The sequence below is a fragment of the Roseovarius aquimarinus genome, assembly GCF_043661195.1.
GTDB classification, from domain to species: Bacteria; Pseudomonadota; Alphaproteobacteria; order Rhodobacterales; family Rhodobacteraceae; genus Roseovarius; species Roseovarius aquimarinus.
Map to the genome: position 1 here is coordinate 86,904 of NZ_JBIHMM010000001.1, position 14,317 is coordinate 101,220.

Here is a 14,317-nt window from a genome sequence, read left to right on the forward strand (position 1 = left end):
TCACAGCCCCAGCTTCGCGCTGACGATCTCGTTCACGGCCTTGGGATTGGCTTTGCCGCCCGTCGCCTTCATCGTCTGGCCCACGAACCAGCCCGCCAGCTTGGGGTTCTGCTTGGCCTTTTCGACCTGCGCGGGATTCTCGGCGATGATGCGGTCCACGGCCTCTTCGATGGCGCCGGTATCGGTGACCTGCTTCATGCCGCGCTCTTCCACGATCTGCGCGGGATCGCCGCCCTCGGTATAGACGATCTCGAAGAGGTCCTTCGCGATCTTGCCCGAGATGGCGTCCGAGGCGATGAGATCGACGATGCCGCCCAGTTGCGCGGGGCTTACGGGGCTTTCGGTGATGTCGGCGCCTTCCTTCTTGAGGCGGCCGAAAAGCTCGTTGATGACCCAATTGGCCACCAGCTTGCCGTCGCGGCCCCGGGCGGCCTCCTCGAAATAGGCGGCGTTGGCGACTTCGGCGGTCAGAACGCTCGCGTCGTATTCCGACAGGCCGAAATCCAGCACGAAACGCGCCTTCTTGGCGTCGGGAAGCTCGGGCAGTGACGCTCGGATGGCGTCCACCCAGCCCTGCTCGATCTCGAGCGGCAGAAGGTCGGGATCGGGGAAGTAGCGGTAATCATGCGCCTCTTCCTTCGAGCGCATAGAGCGGGTCTCGTTCTTGTCCGGATCGTAGAGGCGCGTTTCCTGCACCACCTCGCCGCCCGCCTCGACGATGGCGATCTGGCGGCGCGCCTCGACCTCGATGGCCGCCTGGATGAAGCGCATCGAGTTCATGTTCTTGATCTCGCAGCGGGTGCCCAAATGCGAGAAATCCTGCGTTTCCTGATACTTCTCGTAGGCGCCCGGACGGCAGATCGAGACGTTCACGTCCGCGCGCAGGTTGCCGTTCTGCATGTTGCCGTCGCAGGTGCCCAGGTAACGCAGGATCTGGCGCAGTTTCAGCACATAGGCCGCCGCCTCCTCGGGTCCGCGAATGTCGGGGCGGCTGACGATTTCCATCAGGCACACGCCCGTGCGGTTGAGGTCCACGAAGGACATGTTCGGGTCCATGTCGTGGATCGACTTGCCCGCGTCCTGCTCCATGTGGATGCGCTCGATCCGCACCAGCCGCGCGATGCCCGGCTCCATGTCCACGAGGATTTCGCCCTCGCCGACGATGGGATGGTAAAGCTGGCTGATCTGGTAGCCCTGCGGCAGGTCGGGGTAGAAGTAGTTCTTCCGGTCGAACGCCGACTTGAGGTTGATCCTGGCCTTGAGGCCGAGGCCCGTGCGCACCGCCTGCTCGACGCAGAATTCGTTGATGACCGGCAGCATGCCGGGCATGGCCGCATCGACGAAGGAGACGTTGGAATTGGGCTCGGCGCCGAATTTGGTGGACGCGCCCGAGAAAAGCTTGGCGTTCGAGGCGACCTGCGCATGCACCTCCATGCCGATGACCAGCTCCCAGTCATGCTGGGCGCCGGAGATCACGCGCGGTTTCGGGGTCTCGTATGTCAGGTCCAGCATGGCGGGCGTCCTTTGTCAGATCGCGTGACTTCTAGGACAGGCGGCGCGGCTGAGCAAGGGGCGGGGGCGCGGGTGCCGGGGCGAGACAGCGCTCGCTCAAAGCGAGGGCAGCATGTACATCCCGGCGGGCGAGAAGGCGATGGATTGCCCCTGCGCGATATCGTCCGCGAATTGCGCCGCGATGGCCCGAAGCGCGGTGCGGCGCCCCTCGCTCAAGAGGGCGCGGCGCGGCGGCAGCGGGCCCGCGCCGGGGCGGTGCAGCGCCTGCGTCCAGATCAGTGGGTGAAGCTCTTGCAGATGATCGCGCAGGAGCCACGGCAGGCAGGCGTGGAGCGCATCGCGGGCCGGTATGACGGGTGCGCGCCGGGCGGTATCGGGGCGCATGGTGATCGCGCAGAAGGCGGCCAGAAGATTGGCGGTATGCTGATCCCGCCGCCGGGCGAGAATGTCGCGCAGACCATCGATGAAAAAGGCCGGATCGAGCAAGCAGAGCGCGCCCGGATCGAGCGCGAGCGCGTCGAGATAGACCCATGCATAGGCGCCTGCGCCCCAGATGTCGCCGGTGCGCGCCGCCGTGCGCCGCGCCTCGAGCTCGAGCGCGCGGTAGTCGCCCGGCATGGCGGCGAGGACGGCGGCGCCGAGGCCGCGCATGTGGCGCGGGCTGGCCGGATCGATGTCGATGAGATGCTGGTAGCGGTCGGCGACATGCTGCGCGCCGTGGCCCGGCTGCGCGCGCAGAAGCGCGCAGCGCGCGGCGGCCACGGAAGGCGCATCGCCCGCCGCATCGACATGCGGCGCGAGCAGCGCCTCGGCGCGGGCGGCGTGATGCGCGGCGCGGATCGCGGCCCCGTCGAGGCCAGAGGCGCCCGGGATCGCGCGCCAGGCCCAGGCCATGTCGATATGCGCCAGCGCGACCACGGCGGCGACGGGGTAGTCGCCCGCGAACTCGTCGACCAGCGCCTCCATCGCGTCGATCCCGTCAAGATCGGGAATGGCGCCGTCATGCAGCGCGTCCTCGGTCATGGCCACCACATCGCTGCGCGCCCCGAACGCCAGAAGGAGCGAGGCCGACTCGCCCCCCGGCGTTCCGGCGCGGGCGGCATCGGTCTCGGCGATGAGGCGGGCGAGATCGTCCCACATCTCCTGGCGGGCAAGCTTGGTGCCGCGGTCCTGAAAGGCGGCGCGGGCGATCTCCTCGTCGGTGACGGCGACGGTCGGCAGGATGATATGGCGGCTCAGCCGGTCGAGATCGGCGCTGCCGAGCGCGCCCCTGCGCCCGCGCAGCCTCAGCGGGGCGTCCATCATAGCGCGCAGCGCATCGCGCAATCTCGTCATCGGTTCGGTAGGGGGGGTCGTCACGTCTTGTCCGCCTTTCGCTGCGCGTCGTCTCGGCTGCCGTGATGCGCGTCCTTTCGGGCCAAATCATGTCGCCGGTTGGGAGTGAAAATGATCGTTTCGCAGCAGCGACCGCCCGCGCGGACCCCCTGTGGCCTCGGCCATTGCTCGCGCGGCGGTTTTGGTCAATCATGCCGCATGAAACGCCTGCTGCCTTCCTTGTGCCTGATGAGCTGCATCGCCCTCGGCGAGGGGCCGGCGCATGCCACGGCGGGCGAGGGCGCCGCCGCCGCGACGCGCCCGCAGGCCCGCAGCATGGAGATCCCCAAGGCGCGCTGGGATCATCGCCCCGGCGGCGCGGCCTGGACGCGCAGCGCGCTCACCGCGCTCGCGCAGCATGGCAAGCCATTGGTCGATACCGTGCCGCGCGACATCGCCGCCTGGTGTCCGGGCTATGCGGCGGGCGACGAGGGGCAGCGGCGCGCCTTCTGGGTCGGCTTCCTGTCGGCGCTCGCCAAGCATGAAAGCACTTACCGCGCAAAGGCGGTCGGGGGCGGGGGGCAATGGTACGGCCTCTTGCAGATCCTGCCCGGCACCGCGCGCGGCTATGGCTGCCGGGCGACCTCGGGCGGGGAGCTGACGGATGGGGGCGACAACCTCAGCTGCGCGATCCGCATCATGGCGCGCACCGTGCCGCGCGACAACGCCATCGCCGTCAAGGACAGCCGGTGGCGCGGCGTCGCGGCGGACTGGGGGCCGATGCGCAGCGATGCGAAGCGCCGGGACATGGCCTCCTGGGTGCGCGGGCAGGAATATTGCGCGTTGCGCCGCTCGCCGCGCCCGGTGCCGCGCCCCGAGACGCTCGGCGCCGGGGGCCGCGCGCGCTGACGCGGCTCAGCTCGCGAGGATGCGCCCCACCATTTCGCCGGTATCGCGGCTCAAACCCGGGCTCGCCTCGATCCGGCGCAGCTCGGCCTCGATCAGCGCCTGACGGTCCGCATCGTATCGCCGCCATGTCTCGAAGGCCGAGCACATGCGCGCGGTCGTCTGAGGATTGAGCGGATCGAGCCGGATCAGCCAATCGGCCAGCAGGCGATAGCCCTTGCCCGAGGCGTGATGAAAGCCCGCCGGCGATCCGGCCAGAGCGCCCAGCGTGGCGCGGAACCGGTTCGGGTTCTTCATCGTGAAGTCGGGATGCCGCGTCAGGCGCTCGGCCACGTCCGCCGCATCGGCCGGCTCGGCGCAGGCCACCTGAAGGCTGAACCACTTGTCCACGACAAGCCGGTCCTTCTGCCACTGGTCATAGAAGCGCCCCAGCGCCAGATCGCCCTTGCCGGCCTGCAAGAGACAGGCGAGCGCGGCGAGCTGCTGCGTCATGTTGTCCGCCGCATCGTATTGCGCCTGCGCGGCGGCGCCGCCGTCGCGGCGCGTCAGCATCGCCAGCGCGGCGTTGGCGAGTGCGCGGGCGCCCGATTGCGCGGCATCGGGCCGATAGGGGGCGGTCACCTGATGCTGCGCATAAAGCGCGCGGGCGGTGCCTTCCATCGCCTCGGCGCGCGCGTCCTTGAGCGCCTCGAGCGCATCCCAGATCGCCTGAGGATCGGGCACGGTGCCGGCGTCATGGAGCGCCTGCGCCAGATCGTCCTGCGTCGGCAGCCCGAGCGCCAGCGCGCGGAAGGCCGGATCGAGGCTCTCGTCGCGCGCCATCGTCTCGGCGGCGGCGATATAGGCCGGATCGGCGGGCGCGCCGTCCCGGATCATGGCGATCAACCCCTCGCGGGCGAGGGCGCGGCCCGCCTCCCATTTGTTGAAGGGGTCGGTGTCATGCGCCAGAAGGAAGGCGCGCTCGGCATTGCTCGTCTCGCGGCGCAGGATCACGGGCGCCGAGAAGCCGCGCAGGATCGACGGGATGGGGCGTGCGTCCAGCCCGCTGAACTCGAAGCTCTGCTCGGCCTCGGTCATCTCCAGAAGGCGCGTCGGCACGATCTCGGTTCCGTCCTCGGCCAGAAGGCCGACCTGTATCGGAATGACGCGCGGCGGCTTGTCGGGCTGGCCCGGCGTGGGCGGCGTTTCCTGTTTGAAATGAAGCGTGTAGGTGCCGTCCTTGAAGTTTTCCGTCACTGTCAGCCGCGGCGTGCCTGCATGCTCGTACCAGCGCTTGAACTGCGCCAGATCGCGGCCCGTCACATCCTCGAAGACGCGCAGCCAATCCTCGATGGTGCAGGCCTGCCCGTCATGGCGATCGAAATAGAGCGCGAGCGCCTTCGACCATGCCGCGTCGCCGACCAGCGTCTTGAGCATGCCGATCACCTCGGCGCCCTTCTCGTAGACGGTCGCGGTGTAGAAATTGTTGATCTCGACGAAGCTCTGTGGGCGGACAGGATGCGCGAGCGGGCCGTTATCCTCACGGAACTGCCGGGCGCGCAGCGCGATCACGTCCTCGATGCGCTTGACCGGCGCGCTGCGCAGATCGGAGGTGAACTGCGCGTCCCGAAAGACGGTCAGCCCCTCCTTGAGGCAAAGCTGGAACCAATCGCGGCAGGTGATGCGGTTGCCGGTCCAGTTATGGAAATACTCATGCGCGATGATCGCCTCGATCTGCTCGAAATTGGCGTCCGTCGATGTCTCGGGCGAGGCGAGGACGCAGGAGGAGTTGAAGATGTTCAGCCCCTTGTTCTCCATCGCGCCCATGTTGAAATCATCGACCGCGACGATGTTGAAAAGATCGAGATCGTATTCGCGCCCGTAGACCTCCTCGTCCCAGCGCATCGAGGCCTTGAGCGCCTCCATGCCGAAGGCGCATTTGCCCTCGTCGCCGGGGCGCACCCAGATGTTGAGATCGACCTCGCGGCCCGACATGGTGGTGAACTTGCCCGGATGATTGACCAGTCGTCCGGCCACCAGCGCAAAGAGATAGGCCGGTTTCGGCCATGGGTCGTGCCATTCTGCAAAGCCGTCGCCGATCTTGCCGGGATTGCCGTTGGACAGCATCACCGGCTCGCCGCCCTCGATGCGCACGTCGAAGACGGCCATCACGTCGGGGCGGTCGGGATAATAGGTGATCTTGCGAAAGCCCTCGGCCTCGCATTGCGTGCAGTACATCCCGCTCGACATGTAGAGACCTTCGAGCGCGGTATTGGCCGAAGGATTGATCTCGACCTCGGCCTCCCAGGTGAAGGGGCCGTCCGGCACGTCGCAGGTCAGGCCGGTCTCCGTCACGGTGGGCGCAACTTCGACGCCGTCGATCTTGGCGCGGATCAGCGTCATGTTCTCGCCGTCCAGCTTGAACGCGCGGCTTGCCGCGTCGGGATTGGGCGCGAAGCCGATGCGGCTGAGCACGCGCGTGCGCGTCGGATCGAGGCGAAAGGTCAGATGGACCCCCGTCACCAGCCAGTTGGGCGGCGTGTAGTCGGCGAGGTGGATGGTCTGGGGGGCTGCGTCGCGCATCATGCGTCCTTTCGGTCGGAACCTTTGGCTGCATAGAGAGTTAGAGGCATAACAAGGGGCCTTCAATGCCCCATCGCGGCGTGCGCGCCGCGTCCAGCTTTCAAGGAGGATGCGCAATGTCTGCACCTGACACCAACACCGAAAAGACCAAGCCGGCGCACAAGACGCCCATCGGCGGGATGATCGGCGTGGTCGTCTTCGCCCTCGTTCTGCTCTTCGCTCTGGTCACCTGGCTCAGCTTCGCGGGGAACGATCCGGAGGACGAGGCGGGTGTCGAGAACGGCATCAGCACCGAGATCACCGGCGGCGAAAGCGAAGGCATCACGACCGAGGGCATCGTAGAGGAGTGATCCCGGCCCTTGTCCGAGCGCCCATCGGAGTTACCATCGCGGCCTGCAAGCCTCTTGCAGGCCGTTTTGCATGTTCACCCGGCGAGGCCCCATGAAACACCGCAAGAAGGGCGATCTGCCCACCAAGATCTGCGCGACCTGCGGTCTGCCCTTCGCGTGGCGCAAGAAATGGGAGCGCAGCTGGGACGAGGTGCGCCATTGCAGCGAAAAATGCCGCCGGAACAAGCGCCCCGCCGCCGGAAATGGGCCGAAAGGCGGCCCCGGCCGATAGGGATCGCGCCGGGGGTTGAAGTTTCGCGTGCGCATCACGAAACTGGGCACCATCACCCGCACAGAAGGCATCGCATGACTCGGCCCCTCATCGGCATCATCGCAAATCATCACGTGATCGACGATCGCTATCCGCTGCACGGCACGGGGCGGATGAACCTTGAGGCGGTCACGCAGGTGGCGGGCGGCATGCCCTATATCGTCCCCGCCGATCCCACACTGGTCAGCGTGGAGGAGCTGATGCGGACCTGCGACGGTTTCGTTCTCACGGGCGGGCGCCCCAATGTGCATCCCGAGCATTACGGCGAGGAGCCGACCGAGGCGCATGGCGCCTTCGATCCCGCGCGGGACGCGATCACGCTGCCGCTGGTGCGCGCCTGCGTCGAGGCGGGCTTGCCCATCCTCGGCCTCTGCCGCGGTTTTCAGGAGATGAACGTGGCGATGGGCGGCACGCTCCATCCCGAGATCCGCGACCTGCCCGGGCGCGACAATCACCGCATGCCGCCCGACGGCACGCTGGAGGAGCAGTTCGCGCTGCGCCATGTCGTCAGCTTTTGCGAGGGCGGCGTCTTTCACAAGCTGATGGGCGCGCGCGAGGTAATGACGAACACGCTGCACGGGCAGGGCATCAAGACGCCGGGTCCGCGCGTCGTGATCGAAGGCCACGCGCCCGACGGCACCGCCGAGGCGATCCACATCGACGGCGCGCCCGGTTTCGCGCTGGCGGTGCAATGGCATCCCGAGTGGAAGGCGGCCGAGGATCCGGTCTCGCGGCCGCTGTTCTCGGCCTTCGGAGAAGCGGCGCGCCATTGGGCGGCGGGACACGGCCCCGTCTCCCTGCGCGGCGCGGCGCTGAAATCGGCCTGATCGGGCACCGCGCGGGCGTTGGCGCCGCTTCGACAGGGCGGGCCGTGAGTATTTTCGCCAAGATGAAGTCGGGCCAGTCTTTCGGGGTCTTCGACCGGGTGACGCCATGACGCGGCCCGAGCGAAAGGGCGAGGCGGGCGCGGTGATGCGCTCGCTCTGGGTCACGCTCGGCTGCGTGTCGCTGGCGCTGGGCGCGCTGGGGGTGATCCTGCCGCTTCTGCCGACGACGCCCCTCGTGATCCTCGCCGCCTTCGCCTTCACGCGCGGCTCGCCGCGTCTGCGCGCATGGCTGGGGCGCAGCCGCGTCTTCGGGCCGATCATCGAGGAATGGGAGGCGCATGGCGCGATCGCCCCGCGCTACAAGGCGATGGCCTGCGGGGCGATGGCGCTCGTGCTGATCGCGTCGCTGATCGCGGGGCTGGGCTGGTGGCTCATCGCGGTGCAGGCGGTCTGCATGGGGGGCGCCGCAGCCTATGTGCTGAGCCGCCCCTCGAATCCGGGCGCCTGAGCCGGTCAGGCGATATCGCCCTCGTAGATCTGCGCGAGAGCCGCGCGCACCTGTCCCTGCACCTCCGCCGCCGAGCGCTCGAGATGCTGCGAAAGGATGGCGAGCGCGGCGGGCCTGTCGCGGGCCAGCAGGGCGGAGACGAGGCGCGCGTGTTCCTCGAGCGCGCTGGCGCGCCGGGCGTCGCTCTCGAGATTGATGCGGCGCACGAAGCGGATGCGGTCGTTGATGTTTTCCAAGAAATCGATGCGCGCCGTGTTTCCGCCGAGCCGGGCGAGGGCGAGGTGAAACGCCTCGTCGGCGGCGACGAGCGTGTCCGCGTCCACGGCATCCGGCCGCCAGCCCTCGGCGAAAGCCGCCAGATCCTCCGGCGCCGCGTGATCGATCGCCGCGCCGAGCGCGCCCGCCTCGAGATCGAAGCGCAGCTGATAGAGCTCCGTGATCTCGCGCGCGCTCAGCTTGCGGCAGAAAAAGCCGCGCCCCGGCTCGAACCGCACGAGCCCATCGGGAATGAGCCGGTTGAGCGCCTCGCGGATCGGCGCGCGGCTCATCCCGAGATCGGCGGCGAGCGCGCTTTCGTTGAGCCGCGCGCCCGGCTTGAGGCCGAAGGACGTCAACTCGGCGCGCAGCGCGGCATAGGCCTGATCGACGGTGGTTTCGCGCTGAGACGTCATGACGTGTGGGCCTTTCCCGGGCGGTGGATCGAAGGCCATGCTTGACAGAACGCCGCGTGGTGTCAATCCTGCCGTCAGGGCTGTCGACAATTCTGTCGGCAGGGTCAATCCGGTTTGAACAAGGAGGCTGCGGCATGACGGCCACGACCGAGACGGCGCTGAGCGACGCGAAAGTCGCCGAGTATCACGAGCGTGGGTGGGTGATCCCCGATTGGGAGTTGCCCGCGAGCCTGATCGAGGAGATGCGCGCGGAATACGCGGCGCTCCTGGCGCGCAATCCCGGCATCGCGCCCGACATCATCCTCGCCCCGCATCAGGAGGAGGGCGGCTCGATGGGGGTGAAGGGCAGCCGCAAATGGCTCGACTTCGCCACGCATCCCAAGCTCATGGCCGCCGCGCGGCAACTGATCGGCGACGACATCATCCTTTGGGGCACCACGCTCTTCGGCAAGCCGCCCAAGAACGGCAAGGAGACGCCTTGGCACCAGGATGGCGGCTATTATCCGATCAAGCCGCTCGAAACGCTGACCATGTGGATCCCGCTCGACGACGTGACGCCCGAGAACGGGCCGATGACCTTCATCCCCGGCTCGCACAAGGCGCATGAGCTCTACAGCCATTCCTGGCAGGAGGGGGACGACAAGACGATCAACCTCGTCTGCGACGCGGAGCATTTCGACGAGGCCGAGGCCGAGCCGCTGATCCTGAAGGCGGGTCAGGTGAGCTTTCACGATGTCTACATGATCCACGGCTCGAAGGCGAACCATACCGAGCATCGCCGCGCCGCCTTCATCGTGCGGCTGATGCCGGCGACCTCCCTCTACGATCACGCATGGGGCGCCGAGATCGGCAAGAAACATCCGAGCCAGGGCTACGGCACGCGGCCTCTTTATCTCGTCAGCGGGAAGGACCGCGCGGGCAACGATTTCGAGATCGGGCACGGTGCCGCCGCGCCCGCATGAGGGCCTAGCCGCGCAGGCGGGCGAGGATGGCGTCGCAGGCGCCCTCCCATGCCTCGGGCACGCCTTCTGCCTCGAGATGGTCGAGCCCTTGCCGCGTGAGGCCGCCGGGCGTGCAGAGCTGGCCGAGGATATCGCCCATCGGCGCGTCCTCCTCGGCGATCATGCGGCCCGCGGCGGTGAAGGTGCGCGCGACGAGCTGGCGCGCATCGGCGGCGTCGATGCCTTGCGCCGCCGTCCAGTCCGCGCCCGTGCGGATCAGCGCCTGCGCCCAGCCATACATCGCCGCCGAGACGGTGGCCGCCTCGAACGCGTCCTCGCTGCCGAGCGCGATGGTGCTGCCGATCGCCTCGAGCAGCGAGCGCGCTTCGGGCAGGTCCGGATAGGCCAGCGTGGGGCTCGCGCCCAGCTTCGATGCGGTGATGGGCATGATGCGCATGATGCGCGCGGGCGCGGCGCCCAGCGCGGCGATTGGCACGCCCGCGCAGGCGCTCAGCAGGATCTGCCCCTCGCGCCAGCCGAGGCCGCGCACCGCATCCGGCGCATCGTTCGGCCGCACGGCCAAGAGCACCAGATCGCAGTCCGCCACGATCTGCGCATTGTCCGCCGCCAGCGCGAAGCCCCGCTCTTGCGCCAGATCAAGGCCGCGCCCGCGCGGCGAGAGCAGAATGCCCGAGGGCGCATGTCCTGCCCGCACGATCCCGTCCAGCATGGAGACAGCAAGATGGCCGACACCGATCACACCCAGTTTCATTACACATCGCCCCGTTCCTGTGGCAGTTTGGACCATAGTGTCACAGAGGCGCCCGATGACAAGGCCGCAGCGCCGGCGCCCTGCACGGGGCGCTGTCCGGGATGCCAAGGGAAGGCGAATGAACGCTCCGATCACTGACGATCCTCTGGGCGGTATCGCGCTCGGCGATCCGGCGCTGGCGCCAGGGCGTGATCTGCTGGCCGAGGGGCGCGCGATGGCGCGGGACTGGCGGCTGGGTCGCTCCGCCTTCATGGCGGCCGAGGGCGTGACGTCGGAGGCCGAGTACAAGCGCCGCGCGATGGCCGAGGGGCGCATGATGCAGCATGCGCATATCGGATTTCGCTCCATCGACCGGACCGTCGAGGCGATGGGCGCGCTGCATGCGCGCGCGGCCGAGCAGGGGGCGCGGATCGACCGTTTCGGCATCACGCTCGACTGGACGATGGGCTATCCGGCGGACCGGCGCGCGGATCTGCCGCGCGGCACCGGTATCGTGCTGACCGGGCCGGAGGATTTCGCGCGCATCACCGGGGCCAGCCCCGCCGCCGCGCATTTCGGGGATTTCATGCTGGGTCTGCCCGGCGCGCTCGACAACACGCGCGCGGCCATCGCGGCGGGGGCCACAGCCATCGGCAATCTGGGGCAGTATTTCACCTTCCGCTTGCCCTATTGGGACGACGACGTGGCGACGACCGAGGCGACCTTGCGCGCGCTGGGCCTCATCGCCGCGCAGGAGGCCGAAATCCTCGTGCACTCCAATCTCGACGACGGGTTCGCGGGCCTTTTTCTAGACATGACGTCGGCCTTCGGAATGGCGCTGATCGAAAAGCATATCGTCGAGGATCTGGTCGGCGCGCCCTTGGCCTTTTGCTTCGGGCATCACTTCTCGGCGCCGCTGACGCGCGCGGCGTTCCAGGCGGCGCTCGCCCGCGAGACGGCGACGCCCGGCACGATGATCTTCGGCAACACGGTCGCCTATCAGGGGGTGCCTGCGCAGAATTATGCGAGCCTCGCCAGTTACTTGCTGGCCGATCTTTGTGCGCTGGGCAAGCATCACTCGGGCCATGCCGTGAACCCGGTGCCCGTGACGGAAAATCAGCGCATTCCCGATATCGACGAGATTCTGGAGGCGCAACTTTTCGCCGCGCGGCTGGCCGCGCATGCACCGGGGCACGGCGCGGTGCGGAACGACGGGCTGATCGAGAGCATGGCCGACAGGCTCGTCGCGGGCGGGCGCGCCTTCGCCGAGGCCGCGCTCGCGGGTCTGGCGGAGCGCGGCGTCGATACCGATGATCCCGCTGCGCTCATGCTCGCGATCCGGCGGCTCGGCGCGCGGCGGATGGAGGCGCTCTTCGGGCAGGGGGCGATGGCGCATGGCGCGCGCGTGGCGCTCGTCGCCGCCGACTGGGCCGAGGAGCTGGACGAGATGGCCGCCGCATGGGTCGCGCGGCAGGAGGGGGCACGGCTGGCGCGGCGCGTCGCGCTCGGCACGACGGATGTGCACGAGCATGGCGCCTATCTCGTGCGGCGCGCGCTGACCGGGCTGGGCGCCGAAGTGATCGAGGCGGGCGTCGCGGTGGATGCCGAGGTGATGGTCGCCCGCGCGCTCGAGGCGGGGGCGGACGCCATCGCGGTCAGCACCTATAACGGGATCGGGCTGGGCTATGCGCGCCGCCTCATGGCCGAGCTGGAGGCGCGGGGCGCGCGGATCCCGGTCATCATGGGCGGCAAGCTGAACGAAATCCCGCAGGACAGCAATTCCAGCCTGCCCATCGACGTGACCGCGCAGATCCGGGCGTCGGGCGTGCATCCCTGCGCCGGGCTCGACGACATGCTGGCGGCGCTGAGGCCCTAGACGTGCTGGCCGCCGTTCACGTCGATGGAGGCGCCGCTAATGTAGGAGGATTGCTCGGAGCAGAGGAAAAGGACGACGCGCGCCACCTCCTCGGACTGGCCGAGGCGGCGCAGCGGAATGCTGCGCGTGATTTCCTCGGTGCCGGGCGACAGGATCTCGGTCTCGATCTCGCCCGGAGTGACCATGTTGCAGCGGATGCCGCGCGGCCCGAACTCGGCCGCCGCCTCGCGCGTGAGCGCCGCAAGCGCCGCCTTCGAGCAGGCATAGGCCGCGCCCGCGAAAGGATGCACCCGGCTGCCGACGATGGAGCCGACATTGACGACGCAGCCCTTCGCCGTCTCGAGCTCGGGCATGAGGTCGCGCATGAGGGCGGCGGGGCCGAAGAGATTGACGTTCATCACCTGCTGCCATGTCGCGTCATCCGTGCCCGCGATCCCGAGCCGCGCGCCGCCCTCGCCCTTGGGCGAGATCCCGGCGTTGTTGACGATCGCGCCCAGCCCCTCGGGGCCGAGCGTCTCGCGCACCCGCGCGACCAGATCGGCCCGGGCCTCTGCATCCGACAGATCGCCCTGGAAATGGTCGGTCGCGCCCGCATGCCAGGGGCAGCGGTTGTCGAAGGCCGTGCGCGAGACGGTCAGCACCCGCCAGCCCGCCGCCTGAAAGGACTTCACCGTCGCATGGCCGATGCCGCGGCTGGCGCCGGTCAGAAGCAGGGTTTTCGTGCTCATCTGGGGGATCCTCCCGGATCGAAAGGGTGCCGCGCGACCTTAGGCCTGCCCCGGGCGGTGTCAACGGCCCGCGCGCATGCCGCCCGGTTCAGGAGTAGGACCGCTCACTCAGGGGCACGCGCGCGATCTCGTCGGTGAGCATGCCCATCAGAACGCTCTCGGCGCGGTTGAGGGTGCGCGCGGGGTTGCTGACGAGGTGAATGTCGATCGTCGGCAGGTTCGTCTCGGGCGGAAGTTGCCACAGGCGGCCCGCCGCCACGTCGCGCGCGGCGACATGGACGGGCAGGGCGCCGATGCCGACATTGGTCATGATGAGGCGCCGCACTTCCGACAGGGACGAGGACACGCCCTTGAGATCGGGGCGCATGCCGGCCTGCTGGCGCAGCCGCGCCAGCTCGAAGAGCGGCCCGGACGCGGTGTCGGTCTGGAACGAGACCGCCTGCTCGCCATGCAGATCGCGCAGCTTCAGCCCCGTCTTGCCGAAGAGGCGATGCCCCGGCCCGCAGTAATGGCCGAAATATTCGCGGTAGAGCACGCGGTAATCGAGATCGGGCGCGGGATGCGCGACAAGGCAGATGCCGAAGGCCACGCGGTTATGCGCGACGCGCCCGATCACCTCCTCGCTCTCGGCGATGGAGAGCGAATAGGTGACGTCCGGATGCGCCGCGTTGAACCGCTCGAGCACCGCGTCGAGATGGGGGCTGACCACGTGGCTCGCCAGCGCGATGGCGACATGGCCCGTCACCTTGTCCTCGGCGGCGCCGAGCAGCGTCGGAAGCTGCGCGACCGCGCCGAAGATCGTGCAGGCCTCGCGGTAGAGCGTCTCGCCCGCTGGCGTCACGCGAAAATGCGTCGAGGATCGGTCGATCAGGCGCCGGCCCACCTGCGCCTCGAGCCGCTTGAGCGCCGAGGAGAGCGTGGGCTGCTTGAGGCCGAGGAAAACGGCGGCGGGCGTGATGCCGCCTTGGTCCACCAGCACCATGAAGGTGCGCAGGAGGTTCCAGTCGAGATTCCAGGTAAAGCGCTGCTCGTAGAGGTTTCTCATAGATTTCGTCAATTCA

At 68.6% G+C, this 14,317-nt stretch carries 14 protein-coding genes; 7 read left to right on the forward strand and 7 right to left on the reverse strand.

Annotation, left to right across the window (positions count from 1 at the left end):
• Both gatB and ACGRVM_RS00450 read right to left on the reverse strand, forming a co-directional pair.
• Positions 1–1,512 (reverse strand): Asp-tRNA(Asn)/Glu-tRNA(Gln) amidotransferase subunit GatB, encoded by a 1,512-nt coding sequence (gene gatB, locus ACGRVM_RS00445; RefSeq protein ID WP_377169806.1) that lies wholly within the window; start codon positions 1,510–1,512, stop codon positions 1–3.
• A gap of 96 nt (positions 1,513–1,608) precedes the next feature.
• Entirely contained in the window at positions 1,609–2,871 is a 1,263-nt protein-coding gene (locus ACGRVM_RS00450; RefSeq protein ID WP_377169803.1) for a hypothetical protein, read from the reverse strand.
• A gap of 204 nt (positions 2,872–3,075) precedes the next feature.
• On the opposite strand from ACGRVM_RS00450, the gene ACGRVM_RS00455 reads away from it, so the two are divergent.
• Positions 3,076–3,735, forward strand: coding sequence for a transglycosylase SLT domain-containing protein (locus ACGRVM_RS00455; protein WP_377169800.1), 660 nt, complete (start codon positions 3,076–3,078; stop codon positions 3,733–3,735).
• 6 nt (positions 3,736–3,741) lie between these two features.
• Here ACGRVM_RS00455 and pepN read toward each other — a convergent pair whose 3' ends face one another.
• Positions 3,742–6,294 carry an aminopeptidase N gene (gene pepN, locus ACGRVM_RS00460; RefSeq protein WP_377169798.1) on the reverse strand — a complete coding sequence of 851 codons (2,553 nt, stop codon included), beginning with the start codon at positions 6,292–6,294 and terminating at the stop codon, positions 3,742–3,744.
• A gap of 116 nt (positions 6,295–6,410) precedes the next feature.
• Between pepN and ACGRVM_RS00465 the strand changes: the two genes are divergently transcribed.
• From ACGRVM_RS00465 to ACGRVM_RS00480, 4 genes are all read left to right on the forward strand, one after another.
• Positions 6,411–6,644, forward strand: a complete 234-nt coding sequence (locus tag ACGRVM_RS00465) for a hypothetical protein (protein WP_377169796.1) — start codon at positions 6,411–6,413, stop codon at positions 6,642–6,644.
• A gap of 91 nt (positions 6,645–6,735) precedes the next feature.
• Complete coding sequence (locus tag ACGRVM_RS00470) at positions 6,736–6,915, forward strand: DUF2256 domain-containing protein (protein ID WP_377169794.1); 180 nt, start codon at positions 6,736–6,738, stop codon at positions 6,913–6,915.
• A gap of 74 nt (positions 6,916–6,989) precedes the next feature.
• Positions 6,990–7,781: a gamma-glutamyl-gamma-aminobutyrate hydrolase family protein gene (locus ACGRVM_RS00475; RefSeq protein WP_377169792.1), complete on the forward strand. Its 792-nt coding sequence runs from the start codon at positions 6,990–6,992 to the stop codon at positions 7,779–7,781.
• Between the two features lie 106 nt (positions 7,782–7,887).
• Positions 7,888–8,289: a YbaN family protein gene (locus ACGRVM_RS00480; RefSeq protein WP_377169790.1), complete on the forward strand. Its 402-nt coding sequence runs from the start codon at positions 7,888–7,890 to the stop codon at positions 8,287–8,289.
• A gap of 5 nt (positions 8,290–8,294) precedes the next feature.
• Here ACGRVM_RS00480 and ACGRVM_RS00485 read toward each other — a convergent pair whose 3' ends face one another.
• Positions 8,295–8,960 carry a GntR family transcriptional regulator gene (locus ACGRVM_RS00485; protein WP_377169788.1) on the reverse strand — a complete coding sequence of 222 codons (666 nt, stop codon included), beginning with the start codon at positions 8,958–8,960 and terminating at the stop codon, positions 8,295–8,297.
• A gap of 134 nt (positions 8,961–9,094) precedes the next feature.
• On the opposite strand from ACGRVM_RS00485, the gene ACGRVM_RS00490 reads away from it, so the two are divergent.
• Positions 9,095–9,922, forward strand: coding sequence for a phytanoyl-CoA dioxygenase family protein (locus ACGRVM_RS00490; RefSeq protein ID WP_377169786.1), 828 nt, complete (start codon positions 9,095–9,097; stop codon positions 9,920–9,922).
• A 4-nt stretch (positions 9,923–9,926) separates the two neighbouring features.
• Here the strand turns inward: ACGRVM_RS00490 and ACGRVM_RS00495 are convergent, their stop codons facing one another.
• Positions 9,927–10,673, reverse strand: a complete 747-nt coding sequence (locus ACGRVM_RS00495; protein ID WP_377169784.1) for a pyrroline-5-carboxylate reductase family protein — start codon at positions 10,671–10,673, stop codon at positions 9,927–9,929.
• 118 nt (positions 10,674–10,791) lie between these two features.
• On the opposite strand from ACGRVM_RS00495, the gene ACGRVM_RS00500 reads away from it, so the two are divergent.
• The gene (locus tag ACGRVM_RS00500; RefSeq protein WP_377169782.1) at positions 10,792–12,528 is read left to right on the forward strand and encodes a cobalamin B12-binding domain-containing protein; all 1,737 of its coding nucleotides are present in this window, start codon (positions 10,792–10,794) and stop codon (positions 12,526–12,528) included.
• Here ACGRVM_RS00500 and ACGRVM_RS00505 read toward each other — a convergent pair.
• Positions 12,525–13,256, reverse strand: a complete 732-nt coding sequence (locus tag ACGRVM_RS00505; protein ID WP_377169780.1) for an SDR family NAD(P)-dependent oxidoreductase — start codon at positions 13,254–13,256, stop codon at positions 12,525–12,527. The two genes, ACGRVM_RS00500 and ACGRVM_RS00505, sit on opposite strands and share 4 nt — an antisense overlap.
• An 88-nt stretch (positions 13,257–13,344) precedes the next feature.
• Complete coding sequence (locus tag ACGRVM_RS00510; RefSeq protein ID WP_377169778.1) at positions 13,345–14,301, reverse strand: LysR family transcriptional regulator; 957 nt, start codon at positions 14,299–14,301, stop codon at positions 13,345–13,347.
• Between the last annotated feature and the right edge of the window lie 16 nt (positions 14,302–14,317).